The sequence below is a fragment of the Halobacillus seohaensis genome, assembly GCF_042663045.1.
In the GTDB taxonomy this organism is placed as follows: domain Bacteria; phylum Bacillota; class Bacilli; order Bacillales; family Halobacillaceae; genus Halobacillus_A; species Halobacillus_A seohaensis.
Genome location: NZ_JBHSZV010000061.1, coordinates 1 through 18017 on the forward strand (window position 1 = coordinate 1; position 18017 = coordinate 18017).

The following is an 18017-nucleotide window of genomic DNA, read 5'->3' on the forward strand; positions in this document are numbered from 1 at the left end:
ATAGAAAGAATAATTGACGTACTGGTTGGTTCGTTCAGTTTTCAAAGATCAATAGGTTCGCCGCATCAAAATGGCGACTCAATAAATATACCATACTGACGAAGTGAAGTCAATAACACATTTTCACTGTTATGCTTTTTCGTTCAGATGAATGAATCGATGCATCGCCTTTCTAAAAAGCGACAAGAATCAATATACCATGCTGATGAAATGAATGTCAACAACGTTTTACCGCTGTTTTGTTTTTTGATCAGCGAATTGAATTAGTGCATCGCTCTCTAAAAAGCGACAAGAAATAATATACCATGCTGATTAAACGAAAGTCAACACGTTTTTCTCTGTTTTGTTTTTCGTTCAGCGAATTGAATCGGTGCATCGCTCTCTCTAAAAAACGACAAGAAATAATATACCACGCAGAGAAGATGAATGCAATGGTTTCTCAATGAAAAATTCTTACTCATAGTTTTCTAAAATCTATGAAAGCTAGATCAATTGTAATCAAAACTATTAATATACTTCCTATATTCCCTAGCTAAACTTGGAAGTTGCTCATTTTTACTAAAAAACCGAAGTTTCATACTCTCTTGTTCATTGTTCTTTTGCTAAATAAATGACTATCACAGAATAAAATCGACCTCCATGTTCTAATTCAAAATTAGAATCTTCTCCAGAAGAAGTATCTAGCCACTTCAATCTATGACGACTAATTCAGTTTCTTCATTACTTCCCTTTTTACCCACCTCATCTAAACTCTCCCTATTCTTGCACTCCCCTGTTCCATCATTTCTGTGCTGTAATAGCAATTCCTACTTCCCAAAAAATAAAAACTACAGATGAATAAAAAAGCGAAGACCTCCCTATTAATAGAAGAATCCTCGCTTTTTTAAATTAACTGGCTGATTCTGTTTCTTCTAATTTCTTGCTTTTTTGCTTTTTAGATTTCCAAAAACGAAGTTGAGCATTGGCAAATAATCGGTAGACAGCCGGTATGAGCAGTAATGTGATCACAGTAGCAAATAAAAGGCCTGAGATGATCACCGTAGCCATCGGAGCTTGATAGTTACCTGAAGAACCAGTTGCTAGAGCTAATGGCAACATCCCGGCAGTTGTTGTTAAACTCGTCATAAAGATCGGACGGATTCGGTTTTTCCCCGCTTCTACTAATGCACCTTCTACACCATAACCTTCTCTGCGAAGCTGATTTGTTCGATCAATATAAAGGATCGCATTATTTAAAACGATACCTATAAGCATGAGTACACCCATACCCGACATCACACTAAGCTCTCGCTGGGTGATAAAGAGTCCAAGTATGACTCCAACAATTGTCATCGGTATGACAGACATTACAATTAAAGGGTGAGCTAAGTGATTAAATTGGACTGCCATCACTAAATAAACGAGGAAGATCGCGATCCCTAAGATGATAAGCATTTCTTGGATTAATTCTTGTTGTTGCTCAAGGTCTCCAGCTACAGATAAGCTGTATCCAGCTGGAGCGTCAAAATCATCGATAACACTTTGAACCTCGCGATTAACAGTTCCCAAGTCAGTTCCTTCGATATCAGCGGTTATCGAAACATATCGTTCCCCATCAATATGAGTGATTTCATTAGGAGTTTCAACGTCTAGTAACTCAATAAATTGAGAAAGCTTTTCTTCACCTTCAGCAGTCGGCACATCGAGATCTAGTAAAGCCGATTTCGAAGCAGTCTCTTCCTCCCATTTTACTGCTATAGCAACGTCTTCATCATCGATAGTCAATTCACCAACCGGCATTTCTAAAAAGGCCTGCTCGATTATTTGCCTGATTTGACTTTCAGACAATCCAGCGTCTTCGATTTCAGCTTCTTTTAAAACGATCTCTTGCTCCATGGAAGTTCGTTCATTGGAGCTAGCAACTCCCACTATGCCTTCCACCTTTTCAAGTTCGTTCATAAAGTCGTCTGTTACTCCTTTTAATTCGGTAAAATCTTCTCCTTTTACATAAACTTGAACAGGAAATCCGCCGCCCCCAGCAGACATAACGTTTTCTACAGATCGAATCGGCAGTGTATCTTCTAATTCCCGTAAAGATTTTAAAATATCTTCATTAACATCATCTTGTCCTCGCGTAACTTCATCATCTTTCGTCATATTAATCATCGAATAAAACATTCCACCCATTTCAATGACGTAGTTGGAATCTACATCTTTAACAGAGGATAAAGTATTATTCATTTCCTGGGCAATCTCTTCCTTATCTTCATTAGTCAATCCTGTATCTAAATCGATCATCAATTCTGAGTATCGATTGAACATATCCGGCATAATCGTTATCGGGACTTTTGTGACCAACATTAATGAACCTGCGAACATTAGTACAAAAATAATCACAATAGCTAAACTATGACGTTTTCGCTTCACCGTCCAAGAGACAAGTGCGTTGTACCTTTTAATCATTCGCCCCTCTTTATTAGCTTTCTTTAGCTTACGAAGTTGTAAGAACTTTTCTGATAGTGATGGAATTACAGTAAACGAAACAACAACGGAGCTCATGAGAGTAATGACAACAACGACAGACAACATAATCATAAACTGTCCCATTTCGCCACCAAGCAGACCGATTGGTAGAAAGACAACAATAGTCGTTAACATAGAGGCGATGACTGCCGTTGCTACTTCTTTCGTTCCTTCAATCACCGCAGCCAGTTTATCTAATCCTTGTTCTTTCTTGCTATATATTGATTCAAGGATAACAATGGAGGAATCCACCATCATCCCCACCCCTAAACCAAGTCCAATTAAGGTTAAAATGTTAAAGCTATAATCAAACATCCACATGGCGGCAAATGTTAATAAAATCGAAGTAGGAATCGAGAGTCCAATAATAAATGTAGCTCTAATATTCCGTAAAAATAGCAGCAATATTACGATGGCTAAGATCCCACCAATAATAATGTTCGAGGTAACACCATCAAGAGAATCTTCTACATAATCCGCCTGGGCGACCATCTCGTTTAACTCAAACCCTTTAACTAAGCCTTCATCACGGATGTTTTTCACTTCTGCCCTAACAGCTTCTGCCATTTCAATTTGGGTAGCCTCTGAATTACGTCCCACTTGAACAAACATAAAGTCGTTAGAACCATTTTTCCAAACAAAGGTAGAATTGTCTATTGGCTGTAAAGAAATAGTTGCCAATTCATTCAAATCAACGAATCCATCTGGAGTAGGGATTTTGACCTCTTCTACATCCTCAACACTTTGCAACTGACTATTCCATCGGATCGAAGGAGACCCTTCCTCTTCCCTTAACTCTCCAAGCGTTGATTCTCCGTTAGCTTCTTCAATGAATCCACTTACTTGTTGTAGATCCAATCCTTGCTCTGCTAATTCTGCACGATCAAACTCAATAACTATTTCATTTTCTACAAGACCAGATACGGAGACATCCCTTACCTCAGATAAGCTCTCTAACCTTGGCTCTAAAATATCTTCGGCAAATGCTCCCATTTCTTCCATATTACCGTTTGAGACATCCATGTAAAATTCATAACCTTGTGAAGTAGCATATTGCCCCGATTCCACATCGTCGATTTTTGCGTTTTCAGATGTTGCCGTATTAACGATCGATTCTACCTCTTTATAAACCTCATCTCCTTCCCCCTGTTTAAAGGTAAGTTGAAATGAGCTTCTTCCCATATTTGTCGTGGAAGTCATATCCTCGACGCCCTCTACACCCCCAAGTTGCTGTTCTAAAGGATTAGTAATCGAACGTTCTACTTCAATTGCAGGAGTATCACCTGCATACACTTCGACGAACGCCCCATCCAACGTAATATCCGGCATTAGCTCCTGATCTAACTTAAGTACAGCGAAACCACCAAGCATTAGAATAAGTACGACCATCAAGCCCACTAGAATTTTTCTTTGAACAATAAACTTCAACCACCCCATAAGCACCCTCCTTTTTTTCTCGAAAAACACACAAGTTAAAAATTTCCACAATTATAATGGTATTGTAACTCAATACCAAGGTGACGGTATGGAAAATTTTGATAATCACCTCACTTCACAACCTTATCTTTCTGCTTCAATAATTACATTGAGCCAGAGACCTAACTTTTCTACGACCACAGACTTATATATGTAAGCTTGATTTAAAATATTAATTTGAATTCCTATGTCTTTACTAACGGGACCATTTAAACTCTTTATTCACCAATCCTATCCGAGTTTCATCAACCCGGGAAACTATCAAAATGAACGTTTAACATAGCCTAGATTAAAAAAGATATGTTATAATATTTTTTGCATAAAATGAATAAAGTCTGTAATTGAGCAGGAGAGGTTCTAGCTACACCCTCTATAAAAAACTAAGGATGGAACTGTACCTTACCTTAGGTGCGGTTTTTTATGTTTTTTGGGTTAGTGGAATTCTCTTTTTCAATGTAGTCTAGCGCTTGCGCTTTTCTTAATGAAAGGGGAATTTTTTAATGGAAAATAATAAAGCAGTTGTGGTTTTTAGTGGTGGTCAGGATAGTACAACTTGTCTTTTCTGGGCTCTAGAAAAATATGATCAAGTTGAGGCTGTTACATTTGATTACAGCCAACGACATAACGAAGAAATAGAAGTTGCTAAAGAAATTGCTAATGATTTGAATGTGAAACATCATATTCTTGATATGTCATTACTTAGTCAGTTAGCTCCTAATGCTTTGACTCGTGATGACATTGAAGTGAAAGATGGAGAAGATGGAGACCTTCCTTCAACATTTGTTCCGGGACGAAATCTGTTATTTCTTTCGTTCGCTTCGATTCTCGCTAAACAAGTAGGGGCAAAACACGTCATAACAGGAGTTTGCGAAACAGATTTCAGTGGATATCCAGATTGCCGGGACATTTTCATTAAATCATTAAACGTAACACTTAACTTATCAATGGATGATCAGTTCGTTGTTCATACACCCCTAATGTGGCTAGATAAAGCCCAAACTTGGGAGATGGCAGATAACCTGAATGCATTTGATTACGTACGCCAACTCACACTCACTTGTTATAACGGTGTACGTGGCGACGGTTGTGGCGAATGCCCTGCGTGTAAACTCCGTCGTAACGGGTTAGAAACCTACCTACAGCAAAAATCTGAGGTGAATAGCTAATGTTTGGTTTTACCATTGTTGAGAATTTACAAAAAATCAATGAAGACATTGAAAAACACGAACTAAAGTATCACAACAAGCGTGTGCTCGTCAGCAAAGAATTCACCTTTGATGCCGCTCATCATCTTCATTGCTATGAAGGAAAGTGTAAAAACCTTCACGGCCATACGTACCAGGTAGTCTTCGGAGTTAGCGGCTATACAGATGAGATTGGTCTTGTCATCGATTTTGGTGATATTAAGCAAATTTGGAAAGAGCAGATAGAAATTCATCTCGATCATCGCTATCTAAATGAAATGCTACCGAAAATGAATACAACGGCAGAGAATATGGTTGTCTGGATCTACGAAAAAATGCACACGGCTTTAAAAGGCAAACGCGAGGATTTCCGTGTAGAATTTGTGAAACTTTATGAAACACCGACAAGCTACGCCGAAGTAAGACGGGAGTGGATGGAACATGAATAAATTCCCAATCCTTGAAATTTTCGGCCCAACGATTCAAGGGGAAGGCATGGTCGTTGGTCGAAAAACGATGTTTGTTCGTACGGCAGGCTGTGATTTCAGCTGTGCCTGGTGTGATTCAGCCTTTACATGGGATGGTAGCGCGAAAGAAGAAGTTCGCCGTATGACAGCTGAAGATATTATTGCTGAACTTCAAGAAACAGGTGGCGATAAATATGATCATGTTACTATATCTGGCGGAAACCCGGCACTTTTAAAAAACCTTCAAGAATTGATTGAGCCCCTTCACGAGAAAAATATTGAAGTGGCCCTCGAAACTCAAGGAAGTCGCTGGCAGGAGTGGTTTCTAGATATTGACGACTTAACGATCTCACCTAAACCTCCAAGTTCGAAAATGACTACCAATTGGGATATTCTTGACGATATTATTCAAAAACAACAAACAAATGGCCGTTTATCCCACACAAGTTTAAAAGTAGTGATTTTTAATGATGAAGACCTCCACTATGCTGAAAAAGTGCATAAGCGTTATGCAAATATTCCATTTTTCCTGCAAGTTGGAAACGATGATTTAGAAGAAGATCAGCCTGCTGAGTTAGCAACTAATCTATTAACAAAATATGAGTGGCTAATTGACAAAGTAATGGAATCCTCCGCTCTTAATCACGTACGAGTGCTCCCACAAGTCCATGCATTACTTTGGGGTAACAAGCGCGGAGTATAAAAAAAGCTGATTAGGCTCTAGTAGAGCCAATCAGCTTTTTTTATCATAATGTCCTTTAACTACGACAGCAGCATGGACTGCACCTGGTACATAAAAGACCATTGTTAGTAGCAAATTTAATAAAGCCTTCATGGGTTGCCCTGTAAATAATACAGCCAACGGTGGTAAGAATATTACCAAAATATATAACATATGGTTTCAGCTCCTCTATTAATTAGTTAGTAATTCTCTACTTTCTCTGCCTCCACAACATAACTTCCAATGCTGCAATACAAACGATTAACCAAGAAAAACCTAAAGCTAATCCTCCTAAAACATCTGTAAAGTAATGAACGTTCAAGAACACACGGCTGAGGGAAATCAATAATACTGCAATAATCAACAAACTGTTGATACACCACTTTGCCGTCTTATTTAACGGACTGACGACGATTAAATATACCATAAATCCATAAAAAACCGCAGAACCTGTAGTATGCCCGCTTGGAAAACTAAAGCCAGTCCCGTCATATTGATCTAGAAGTTCAGGCCGTTCACGCCCGAACAGTAGTTTCAAACCTTTTGTCAGCAAACTGATTCCAATCATGCTTATAGCAAAATAAATCGCGACCCATTTACTAAAAGAGACAAAAAATAACAAAATGATAAACATAACAATCGAGAATATTGTAATGAATGCTACTGATCCGGCTTCTGTAACCCATCCCATTATGTTGGATAAAATAGGAGATTGAATACCATTAACGATGTTTGATGCTACTGTATCTGTTGCAAATTTTTCTTGTTCTAAAACTTCTTCCGCAATTTCCGTGAATAAATAGGTGCCAGTACCAACCACAATTAGTCCAATGAGTATAATGATGATCGAGGTTTTAGAGAAGTCCGTAATTTTGGTTCCTGAAAATAGCACAGGCGGCCCTCCTCTTCATGTAGTATCCCGGTTCTCCAGGCTTTTCATTAGCTTAAGCATTTAGCTTAAAGACTATTCCCCCTTTCGTTTTGGATAAAACCATTTGCTCGTTACATTTCAAACAAACACGATTTTCATCACAAACTTGATGCCTACTTACGACTTTCGACAAACAACAACCTCTTTTCATTAATGAAAAGGGATTGTTGTCATATTTTTCTAATCTCCATTGCCTTTTTCAATAAACATTGGTAAAATTATTAGAAAATTACTAATATTATATACAAATAGGGAGAACTGAGACATGAAACTGTATTTATCGGTTGATATGGAAGGGATTACAGGATTGCCTGATGCAACCTTTGTCGATTCAAGCAAACACAATTACGAACGCGGACGAAAAATCATGACCGAAGAAACCAATTATGTTATTCAATCCGCTTTTGATAATAAAGCGAGCGAAGTGGTCGTCAATGATAGTCATTCGAAAATGAATAATTTACTAGTGGAGCATATTCATCCAGAGGCTCAACTTATTACAGGCGATGTCAAACCTTACTCAATGGTCCAAGGACTGGATGATTCTTTTGAAGGGGCTATTTTTCTCGGGTATCATTCAAGAGCCGACCAACCAGGCGTAATGTCGCACTCGATGACGTTTGGTGTACGTAACTTTTACATAGATGATGTAGCTGTTGGAGAGCTCGGACTGAACGCTTATGTAGCAGGATATTATGATGTACCACTGATCATGGTCGCTGGTGATGATCGTGTTGCAAAAGAGGCGGAACAACTTATCCCAAACGTTATGACTGCAACTGTCAAAGAATCTATTTCACGATCAGCTGTCAAAACGCTAACTCCGAGAAAAGCTGGCGAACTCTTAAGAACAAGAACGGACGAAGCGATACATAACATAAAAAACGTCAAACCATTAACTCCTCCCGCTTCGCCGACACTGCGGATAGAATTTGCCAACTATGGTCAGGCCGAATGGGCCAACCTTATGCCTGGAACTGAAATTGAACCAAACTCAACTACAGTTTCATTCAAATCAAAAGATATCTTAGAAGCGTATCAAGCGATGGTGGTCATGACGGAGCTTGCTATGCGTACTTCTTTTAGTTAGGGGGGACATCAATGGCTAAGTACATCGTAAAACGGTTTGTTTTAATGATAGTTACTGTCTTAATTATTGCCACTTTAACCTTTTTTCTTATGAATTTATTACCTGGATCCCCTTTAAATGAGGAACGGTCTACCAATGAAACAGTTCAACAAAACTTAGAAGCACACTTTAATTTGGACGAACCACTTGTTGTTCAGTATGTACTTTATTTAAAATCTATTGCTACGCTCGACTTTGGTCCTTCGATTAAACAACCTACCGAAACCGTTAACTCTTTATTAGGTCGAGGGTTTCCGATTTCTGCAGAGCTGGGAATATGGACGATTTTAGTTGCCGTTGTTTCTGGTATTACTTTAGGCGTATTAGCAGCATTAAAACATAATGGCATCATCGACTACATGGCCATGACCATTGCCGTACTGGGTATTTCCATTCCTAACTTTGTTTTAGCTACCCTGCTTATTCAAGAGCTTGCGGTTAATCACAATATTTTCCCCGCCGCAACCTGGAGTAGTTCGTCTCATATGGTCCTTCCTATTCTCGCTCTCGCAACAGGACCGATGGCCATCATAGCTCGCCTTACGCGATCGAGTATGCTCGAAACGTTGACACAGGATTACGTTAAAACTGCACGGGCCAAAGGGCTCTCTCCTTTCAAAGTCGTCGTGAAACATGCATTAAAGAATGCACTGATGCCTGTTGTTACTATTCTCGGAACCCTAATGGCAGGCATACTAACAGGAACATTTGTCATTGAAAAGATTTTCGCCATTCCGGGAATGGGAAAATATTTTGTTCAAAGTATCAACCAGCGTGACTATCCTGTCATTATGGGTACAACTGTTTTTTACAGTGCCTTTCTTGTCTTTATGTTGTTCTTAGTAGATATTGTATATGGACTTTTAGACCCTAGAATCAAACTTCATGACAAAGGAGGTGGCTAACATGCTGCCATCCACAAAGCAAAAGAAAGAAAAAAAACCAGATATTCCTGATGAATGGTTTAAGCCAAAGGAAAAGGATAAGCAGCAATCTGAATCAGTGGTTCGCCCTTCCCTTTCTTACTGGGAAGATGCCTGGCGGAGGCTGAAGAAAAATAAACTGGCGATGTCTGGTCTGTTATTCCTTATTTTTTTAGGAATACTGTCGATTTTCGGACCCATCCTTTCCCCCCACTCAGTTTCCGATCAAGTTTTATCCAATCAAAACCAATCACCTTCTTCGGCTCACTGGTTTGGGACTGACGAACTTGGTCGTGATGTATTTACGAGAACATGGTACGGGGCACGAATTTCCTTATTCGTTGGACTAATGGCTGCCTTCATAGATTTCTTTATCGGTGTTACATACGGGGGTCTTTCCGGGTATAAAGGGGGCCGAACCGACAGCATAATGATGCGGATTATTGAAATTTTATATGGACTTCCTTACCTGCTTGTTGTGATCTTATTACTCGTAGTTATGGGCCCTAGTCTGCTTACCATCATCATTGCCTTGACGGTAACCGGCTGGGTGGGCATGGCTCGAATCGTTCGTGGACAAGTTTTACAAATTAAACATAATGAATTTGTACTCGCTTCCCAGTCTTTTGGTGCCAAAACCCGGCGAATCATTCACAAAAATTTACTCCCGAATACGATGGGGCCGATCATTGTACAAATGACGTTAACCGTACCCACAGCAATTTTTGCAGAAGCTTTTCTTAGTTTTCTTGGCCTTGGTATTCAATCACCGTTTGCCAGTTGGGGAGTTATGGCAAACGACGCCCTAGGAACCATTTTATCTGGACACTGGTGGCGTCTATTTTTCCCCGCCTTTTTCATCTCAGCAACGATGTTTGCTTTTAATGTTTTAGGTGATGGACTACAAGACGCTTTAGATCCTAAATTAAGGAGGTAACCTCATGGAAAAAATTCTCGACATTAATGACCTCCACGTTTCCTTTGTCACTTATGGTGGTGAAGTGCAGGCAGTAAGGGGAGTGAACTTAGAGTTATATAAAGGAGAAACCTTAGCTATTGTTGGGGAATCAGGGTGTGGGAAAAGCGTTACTGCGAACAGTATCATGAAGCTGATTCCTTCCCCGCCAGGCAGGATAAAACAAGGCTCTATTTACTTTAAAGAAAAAGATATGACGAAACTATCCAAAAAAGCCATGCGCAACATCCGTGGGGTTGATATTTCCATGATATTTCAAGATCCCATGACAGCCCTTAACCCTACCTTAACTATTGGCAATCAGCTCACCGAAGGGGTTAAACAGCATCAAAAACTATCAAGGAGACAAGCCGACGAGAAAGCGATCGATATGCTTAATCTGGTAGGTATCCCAAACCCCGAGGAACGTATGAAGCAATACCCTCATCAATTTAGCGGAGGGATGAGACAACGAATTGTCATTGCGATGGCATTAATATGCGAGCCTGAATTGTTAATAGCAGACGAACCAACCACAGCATTAGACGTAACGATACAAGCTCAAATTTTACAGTTGTTTCAAAGGATTCAGCACGAGACTGGGGTCTCCATTATTTTAATCACCCATGATTTAGGTGTTGTTGCAAAAGTTGCGGATCGGATTGCTGTTATGTATGCAGGCAAAGTTATAGAAACAGGGAGTCGTCAAGAAATTTTTTACCGACCGAACCACCCCTATACTCAAGGGCTGTTGAACTCTGTCCCGCGCCTTGATCAAAGATCTGAAAAATTAGTTCCGATTGACGGAACACCTCCTGATTTATTTTCACCACCTGAAGGGTGTCCATTTACCGCAAGATGCCCCAAGGCTATGGAGGTTTGCTCTCAGATTTATCCTTTTCAAACAGAGCTCAGTGATACACATCATGTGGATTGCTGGCTTCAGGATGAAAGGGCTCAAAAATATATAGCATCATCGTAACACCATTTAAATTCGAAAGGGGAAGTAAGATTATGAAGAAATGGCTATCCGTATTACTTGGAGTTTTGCTCGTCGTCGTTCTCACTGCTTGTACAACCGACGAAGACGCGGGTGAAGAAGTTGAAAATGACGAAGGAGGAGAATCCAGTAGTGAAAATAGTGAAGATACTACAACTCTGAAGCTGAACAACGGGACTGAGCCGACGTCATTGGATCCACCGATTGGTTTTGACGCGGCTTCATGGAACGTGTTAAACAACCTTATGGAAGGTATGACACGCTTAGGTCAAGACGATCAACCAGAAGAGGCTACCGCTGAAAATATTGAAGTATCAGAGGATGGCACAGAATACACATTTACGATCCGTGACGACGCTAAATGGTCAAATGGCGATGATGTAACAGCAGGCGATTTCGAATTTGCATGGAAACGTTTATTAAATCCTGAAACAGCTTCATCTGCTGCCTTCCTTGGCTACTTTATTGAAGGTGGAGAAGAATTTAACAGTGGAGAAGGTTCTGAAGATGATGTCATGGTCGAGGCTGTTAATGATAAAGAGCTTCACGTTACATTAACAGCACCAACTAACTACTTTCTGAACATAATCTCTAACCCTGCTTTCTTCCCTATTAATCAAGATGTAGCAGAAGAAAATGAGGAATGGTATGCAGAAGCCGACAGTTTTGTAGGTAACGGCCCTTTTTCTCTTGCTGAGTGGGCACACGATAGTGAAATGATACTCGAGAAAAACGAGGAATATTGGGATGTAGATACCGTAAAATTAGATAAGGTTCATTTCGCCATGGTTGATGATCCGAATACGGAATATCAAATGTATAACAGTGGTGATCTTGATAACTCTGAAATCCCATCTGATTTAGCTGGCGAATTACTGGACAGTGAGGAAGTTACAATTGAAGAGCAGGCAGGAAGCCAGTTTTATCGTTTTAATGTAGAAGAAGAACCATTCCAGAACGCTAATATTCGTAAAGCCTTTGCCATGGCTGTTAACCAACAGGACATTGTGGAATATGTTACAAAAATGGGTGAAGAACCTGCTTACGGATTTGTATCACCAGGATTCACGGATGCCAATGGCAACGATTTCCGTGAACAAAATGGAAATCTTGTAGAGTTTGACCCTGAGCAAGCGATGCAGCTTCTTGAAAAAGGCATGGAGGAAGAAGGCTATGATGAGCTTCCTGAGGTTACATTAACGTACAATACGGACGAAACAAATAAGAGTATCGCGGAAGCTATTCAAGAAATGTACAGTGAAAACTTAGACGTTAATGTATCACTTGAAAACACAGAGTGGAACGTATTTCTTGATGATCAAAAAGCACTTAAACACCAACTTTCACGCAGTTCATTTTTAGCAGACTATGCTGATCCGATCAACTTCCTGGAAAGTTTCACAACAGATTCTTCAATGAACCGAACCGCCTGGTCTAATGATGAGTACGATAGCTTAATTACCAGCGCAAAACAAGAAACAGATGAAGAACAACGTTTTGAATACATGTATCAAGCGGAACAAATTCTTTTTGACGAAATGCCGATCTTCCCTATTCACTTCTACAACCAAGTATTTTTACAAAAAGATGGTGTGGACAATATCGTTCGTCACCCCGTTGGATACCTTGAACTAAAATGGGCAACGAAAGAGTAATATATAAAACTAGGCGAACCCATAAAAATATGGGTTCCCCTTCTTTTTATTAAAATGGGAGGAAACACGAATGATGTATCCCAAGCGACTACATCCCGGGCAAACCGTTGGAGTTATTGCACCCGCTAGTCCACCAAATCTTAAACATCTGCACCAATCGATTCCCTTTTTAAACGAACTTGGATTACATGTTAAAATCGCCCCCCATGTGACAAGTACATATGGATATTTAGCAGGAACTGATAAAGAACGGGTATACGACTTACATATGATGTTTGCTGATCGTGATGTAGATGCAATCATTTGTGCGGGAGGCGGCTATGGTACAAGTCGAATTGCCGATTCTATCAATTACAAACTAATTAAACAAAATCCTAAGATCTTCTGGGGTTATAGTGATATTACATACTTACATACAGCTATCCAGAAAAAAACCGGACTCGTTACCTTCCACGGACCAATGCTTAGTTCAGATGTTGGTAAGGAGCACTTTGACTCTTTTTCAAAATCTATGTTCCATCAGTTATTTCAACCTACTCTCCTTCATTACACGGATGCTATCTCCCCACTAAACGTCATTTCAGATGGAGTAGCAACAGCAAGACTCGTTGGGGGTAATCTGTCACTACTCGTCAATTCCATTGGATCACCTTATGAAATAGAAACAAAAGATAAATTATTGTTCATTGAAGACGTTGGAGAGGAACCGTATCGCATTGACTCTTTTTTAAGTCAGCTTAAGTTATCAGGAAAACTAGACGAAGCTGCTGGTATCGTTGTCGGTGATTTCAATGATGCAGAACCGAAAAAACGTAATGAATCACTTACATTAGACCAAGTCCTTCATCATTATTTTGCTAATCTAGACATACCTGTATTGTCAGGATTTAAAATCGGCCATTGTCTGCCACACTTTGCGGTACCACTTGGTTCAAAAGCAACCCTATCCAGTTTAACAGCCTCTCTAACGATTGAAGCGGGAGTCAGCTGAACAAAGGAGGAATAAGATAAATGATAATTCAATCCATTGATACATTTCCAGTGGCTATTCCCTTACATACTCCCTTTAAGACAGCGCTTCGTACAGTAACCGTAGCCGAATCTATTTATGTCAAAGTAACATGCACAGACGGTACCATTGGATGGGGAGAAGCACCTCCCACCCATGTCATTACAGGGGAGAGCCTATCTAGCATAAATTATTGCATAGAAAAAATTTTAAAACCTGCTACTTTGGGGAAGACACTATTTGAACGAGAAAAGCTTTTTGAAATTCTTCATGGTTCTGTTGTAGGTAATACCAGTGCAAAGGCAGCATTGGATATGGCTTTATATGATTGCCTGTCGCAAATATGTAATCTCCCTCTCTTTCAATTTTTAGGGGGTTATCAGGATAGTATGGAAACAGATTATACGGTAAGTATCAATGATCCTGAGCAAATGGCAACTGACGCGAGCCATTATATTACAAACGGGTTTAACATTCTAAAAATTAAAGTAGGAAAAGACGATATTGAAAAAGACATCGAACGCATCAGAGCGATTCGCAGAACCATTGGTCCAGATCCACTCATCCGTCTTGATGCTAACCAAGGCTGGAGTGTGAAACAAGCCATTTATGCAATTCGCAGGATGGAAGAGTTAAACCTTCAAATTGAACTGGTGGAGCAGCCTGTTAAAGCCTATGCTATTGAAGAATTAAAACAAGTGACAGATCAAACGCACACCCCAATCATGGCTGATGAAAGTGTATTTTCCGTTCAAGATGCCAAAAGAGTATTGGAAACTAAAAGTGCAGACTTAATCAACATTAAACTTATGAAATCAGGCGGAATCTATCAAGCCATGAAAATTAATCAACTGGCAGAAGCCTATGGGATTCCTTGTATGGTAGGCAGTATGATAGAAACAAAGTTAGGCATTACAGCTGCTGCGCATTTTGCAGCTAGTCAAAAAAACATCACACGATTTGATTTTGATGCACCACTTATGCTGTCAAACGACCCATTATACGGAGGAGTTTATTATGAAGGTTGTACGATGACTTTATCCGATGAACCGGGTTTAGGTATTAGAGGATTGGAGCTTGAACATATTCTTTCTTAACAAACACGAGGAGGTACTATGAATGACACAACCAGGAACAACTAGAACAACGTGGGTGATTCAAGTCCCCGTAGCAACCGTCTGGACTTCTCAAGATTCTCCACGCTCCATCGATTTACCAGGAATTTCAAACCCTGCAAATATAAAAGAATGGCTAGATAGTTTAACATTTGAATCAAGCTTAGCTTTAAGTAATGATAACCTTGTACAATCGCAGTTATTGTACGGAGAAGAAGTTATTCTTGATCATGTTGAAGGTGAATGGGCACATGTCATTATTCCCACTCAACCTTCGAAAAAAGATGAACGTGGTTATCCAGGTTTCGTTCCTATGAAACAGCTAAAAGAAGTTCCTGAATACGAATGGATAGGTCAAGGTGTAGCGGTAGTCAGTAAAAATACGACCTTATTAATCGATCATCATGGTTCACCTATGTTCGATATTAGTTATTTAACTTCACTGCCTGTCCTGGCTAAGGAAGATAAATTCACCAAAGTACGTACCCCCCATGGTACAGGGTTTGTGATAGAACTAGACGTATCGCTCTACCCATCTAAGGAAGCGATACCCAAAGGAAATGGCTCAGACATTCTAAAAACGGGTGAGAAGTTTGTCGACCTTCCCTATTTATGGGGTGGTATGAGTGCTTATGGCTACGATTGCTCAGGATTTGCTTACAATATGCACAAAGCAAACGGCTACGAAATCCCACGCGATGCGACCGATCAAGCAGTAAGCGGTCTAGAGGTAAAACTAGAAGAAATTCTGCCCGGAGACTTACTATTTTTTGCTTATGAAAATGGAAAAGGTAGCATTCATCATGTCGGAATCTATTATGGAAATGGAAACATGCTTCACTCTCCTAAAACAGGAAAAACAATTGAAATTATCGATCTAAAAGGAACCATTTATGAGGAAGAACTCTGCAGTGCCAGACGCTATTGGACAGATACGGGGGATCAATGATGAAAGAAGAAAAAATGTTACAAGTCCGTAACCTAAAAAAACACTTCAACCTCGGTAAGGGAAAAACACTCAAAGCTGTCGATGGAGTAAGTTTTGACATATATAAAGGAGAAACATTTGGTCTGGTGGGAGAATCAGGATGCGGGAAATCAACCACAGGCCGAACGATCATGAACCTTTATGATCGAACAGACGGTCAAGTTCTATTCAATGATCAGGATGTCCACAAGCTTTCCGAACAGGATGACTTTAAGCTCAAAAAACAAATGCAAATGATTTTTCAAGACCCTTACGCATCGTTAAACCCTCGTTCCACAGTAGCCGATATAATATCAGAACCTATGATCGTTCATAAGATGTACAAAACAGGAAAACAACGAATGTCGCGAGTCTATGAATTACTAGAAGAAGTAGGCCTAAATCGCGATCACGCCAATCGCTATCCCCACGAATTCAGCGGCGGACAGCGGCAAAGAATTGGGATTGCCCGAGCCCTTGCACTTAATCCAGACCTCATCATTGCCGATGAGCCTATTTCAGCACTAGACGTTTCTGTACAAGCTCAGGTAGTGAACCTTCTGGAGCGACTTCAAGAAGAAAAAGGATTGACCTATTTATTTATAGCCCATGATTTGTCGATGGTACAGCACATTTCGGATCGTATCGGTGTCATGTATTTAGGAAAGATGGCTGAGTTGACAAGTAGTGAGCAACTCTATAAAAAACCTTTACACCCTTACACTCAAGCGCTTCTCTCAGCTATTCCAATTCCTGACCCAGACATTGAAGACAGCCGTGAACAGGTGATTATTGAGGGGGAAATACCAAGTCCAATCGACCCACCGAGTGGATGTGTGTTCAGAACACGCTGCCCCATGGCCATGGAAGCCTGCGCAGAAATTCAGCCGGTCTGGCAGGAAGTTGAACAAGATCACTATGTAGCCTGCCATCTTTATAATGATAATATAAACGATAAATCACCGGTAACAAGCGATCAACATGGCATTAAAATTAATATTAATTAGGAAAAAGGAAAACGCCATGGTGTATATTCTATACGATGCGGCGTTTTCCTATCCCAAACCATTTACGACTAAATGAACAACGATTGGTCCAAGCAAAACAATAAATAATGAAGGGAAAATGAAAAACACCATAGGAAATAACATCTTTACTGGTGCTTTCATCGCTTTCTCCCGGGCTAACTGTCTTTGATGATCTCGTATTCTCTCCGTCAATGTTCTCAAAGCTGTCGTCATTCCGATTCCGAGTTGATCTGCTTGAATAATCGAGGTCATAATGCTTTGAAATTCCTCCGCTGGTACTCGCTCTCTTAAATTCTTAAAAGCTTCCCGACGTGACTTTCCAAGGCGCATCTCGTCTAATGCTTTTTTAAATTCTTCGGATAATGGTCCTTTTATATGACGGCAGGCTTTCATAAGTGCTGCATCAAGCCCCATCCCGGCTTCAATGGAAAGGTTCACCATATCAAAGAAGTCAGCTAGTTTACGCTGCACATCTTCTACCCTTTTTCGCTTCTTCACACTTAAGTAAAAAGAAGGATAATAAAATCCTAACGCTCCCAAAGCTCCTGAGAAAACAACCATCGTGACAAAGGATCCATCTCCCAGTAATACTAGGACCATACTGAAAGAAAACAGAAGCAGGGTGACTAGAACTTGAATTAGCCTAAAATCGACAGCTGTCCATCTATAAGCAAGTCCGGCACCCTTCAATTTACGGTCTAATTCGCTCTCCGTTTCTTTTGTTAATCGATTTTCTATTAAATTTTTCGCTTTATTGGTTACTCTTGTAACCCTTCGTGGTGTCTGTTTTACTTGTTTTTCTTTTTTAGTTACTGTCTCTATTCCATTCATATCCATAAACACTTTCACCCGCTGATTAACTTTCAAAGAGCGGCGAAACGCTACTTGTAAAACTGCCTGTGTTACCAAAACGAAGGTTACTAGCATAAAACTTAGCAAAATAAGTAAGTACATC

16 protein-coding genes and 1 riboswitch are annotated in these 18017 nt (G+C 40.0%); of the genes, 12 read left to right on the top strand and 4 right to left on the bottom strand.

Annotated features, from left to right (window positions below):
• Positions 1 to 888 precede the first annotated feature (888 nt).
• The gene (locus ACFQIC_RS18875) at positions 889 to 3939 is read right to left on the bottom strand and encodes an efflux RND transporter permease subunit (RefSeq protein WP_204710660.1); all 3051 of its coding nucleotides are present in this window, start codon (positions 3937 to 3939) and stop codon (positions 889 to 891) included.
• Between the two features lie 384 nt (positions 3940 to 4323).
• Positions 4324 to 4368, top strand: a riboswitch (PreQ1 riboswitch).
• Positions 4369 to 4478: 110 nt separating this feature from the next.
• Between ACFQIC_RS18875 and queC the strand changes: the two genes are divergently transcribed.
• From queC to queE, 3 genes are read left to right on the top strand one after another with little or no spacing between them, the layout of a single operon-like run.
• Positions 4479 to 5144, top strand: a complete 666-nt coding sequence (gene queC, locus ACFQIC_RS18880) for a 7-cyano-7-deazaguanine synthase QueC (RefSeq protein ID WP_204710661.1) — start codon at positions 4479 to 4481, stop codon at positions 5142 to 5144.
• Complete coding sequence (gene queD / locus ACFQIC_RS18885; RefSeq protein WP_204710662.1) at positions 5144 to 5611, top strand: 6-carboxytetrahydropterin synthase QueD; 468 nt, start codon at positions 5144 to 5146, stop codon at positions 5609 to 5611. Before queC ends, queD begins: the two co-directional genes overlap by 1 nt.
• On the top strand, positions 5604 to 6332 hold the full coding sequence (queE, locus tag ACFQIC_RS18890) for a 7-carboxy-7-deazaguanine synthase QueE (protein WP_204710663.1): 729 nt from the start codon (positions 5604 to 5606) through the stop codon (positions 6330 to 6332). Before queD ends, queE begins: the two co-directional genes overlap by 8 nt.
• Positions 6333 to 6362: 30 nt before the next feature.
• On the opposite strand, the gene ACFQIC_RS18895 is transcribed toward queE, so the two are convergent.
• Entirely contained in the window at positions 6363 to 6524 is a 162-nt protein-coding gene (locus tag ACFQIC_RS18895) for a YqaE/Pmp3 family membrane protein (protein WP_204710664.1), read from the bottom strand.
• A 37-nt stretch (positions 6525 to 6561) separates the two neighbouring features.
• The gene (locus tag ACFQIC_RS18900; protein ID WP_204710665.1) at positions 6562 to 7242 is read right to left on the bottom strand and encodes a phosphatase PAP2 family protein; all 681 of its coding nucleotides are present in this window, start codon (positions 7240 to 7242) and stop codon (positions 6562 to 6564) included.
• Between the two features lie 304 nt (positions 7243 to 7546).
• Between ACFQIC_RS18900 and ACFQIC_RS18905 the strand changes: the two genes are divergently transcribed.
• The 9 genes from ACFQIC_RS18905 (at position 7547) to ACFQIC_RS18945 (ending at position 17041) form a co-directional block, all read left to right on the top strand.
• Entirely contained in the window at positions 7547 to 8371 is an 825-nt protein-coding gene (locus tag ACFQIC_RS18905; RefSeq protein WP_204710666.1) for a M55 family metallopeptidase, read from the top strand.
• A gap of 11 nt (positions 8372 to 8382) precedes the next feature.
• Positions 8383 to 9315, top strand: a complete 933-nt coding sequence (locus tag ACFQIC_RS18910) for an ABC transporter permease (RefSeq protein ID WP_204710668.1) — start codon at positions 8383 to 8385, stop codon at positions 9313 to 9315.
• Between the two features lies 1 nt (position 9316).
• Positions 9317 to 10270, top strand: coding sequence for an ABC transporter permease (locus ACFQIC_RS18915; protein ID WP_204710670.1), 954 nt, complete (start codon positions 9317 to 9319; stop codon positions 10268 to 10270).
• A 4-nt stretch (positions 10271 to 10274) separates the two neighbouring features.
• Positions 10275 to 11270, top strand: coding sequence for an ABC transporter ATP-binding protein (locus tag ACFQIC_RS18920; protein ID WP_204710671.1), 996 nt, complete (start codon positions 10275 to 10277; stop codon positions 11268 to 11270).
• Between the two features lie 32 nt (positions 11271 to 11302).
• Complete coding sequence (locus ACFQIC_RS18925; RefSeq protein ID WP_204710672.1) at positions 11303 to 12943, top strand: peptide ABC transporter substrate-binding protein; 1641 nt, start codon at positions 11303 to 11305, stop codon at positions 12941 to 12943.
• A gap of 70 nt (positions 12944 to 13013) precedes the next feature.
• On the top strand, positions 13014 to 13934 hold the full coding sequence (locus ACFQIC_RS18930) for a S66 peptidase family protein (protein ID WP_204710673.1): 921 nt from the start codon (positions 13014 to 13016) through the stop codon (positions 13932 to 13934).
• Between the two features lie 20 nt (positions 13935 to 13954).
• Positions 13955 to 15049 (top strand): mandelate racemase/muconate lactonizing enzyme family protein, encoded by a 1095-nt coding sequence (locus tag ACFQIC_RS18935; RefSeq protein WP_204710674.1) that lies wholly within the window; start codon positions 13955 to 13957, stop codon positions 15047 to 15049.
• Between the two features lie 22 nt (positions 15050 to 15071).
• On the top strand, positions 15072 to 16016 hold the full coding sequence (locus ACFQIC_RS18940) for a C40 family peptidase (RefSeq protein ID WP_204710675.1): 945 nt from the start codon (positions 15072 to 15074) through the stop codon (positions 16014 to 16016).
• Entirely contained in the window at positions 16016 to 17041 is a 1026-nt protein-coding gene (locus ACFQIC_RS18945; protein WP_204710743.1) for an ABC transporter ATP-binding protein, read from the top strand. Before ACFQIC_RS18940 ends, ACFQIC_RS18945 begins: the two co-directional genes overlap by 1 nt.
• Positions 17042 to 17089: 48 nt before the next feature.
• On the opposite strand, the gene ACFQIC_RS18950 is transcribed toward ACFQIC_RS18945, so the two are convergent.
• Positions 17090 to 18016 (bottom strand): type II secretion system F family protein, encoded by a 927-nt coding sequence (locus ACFQIC_RS18950; RefSeq protein WP_204710676.1) that lies wholly within the window; start codon positions 18014 to 18016, stop codon positions 17090 to 17092.
• Position 18017 lies beyond the last annotated feature (1 nt).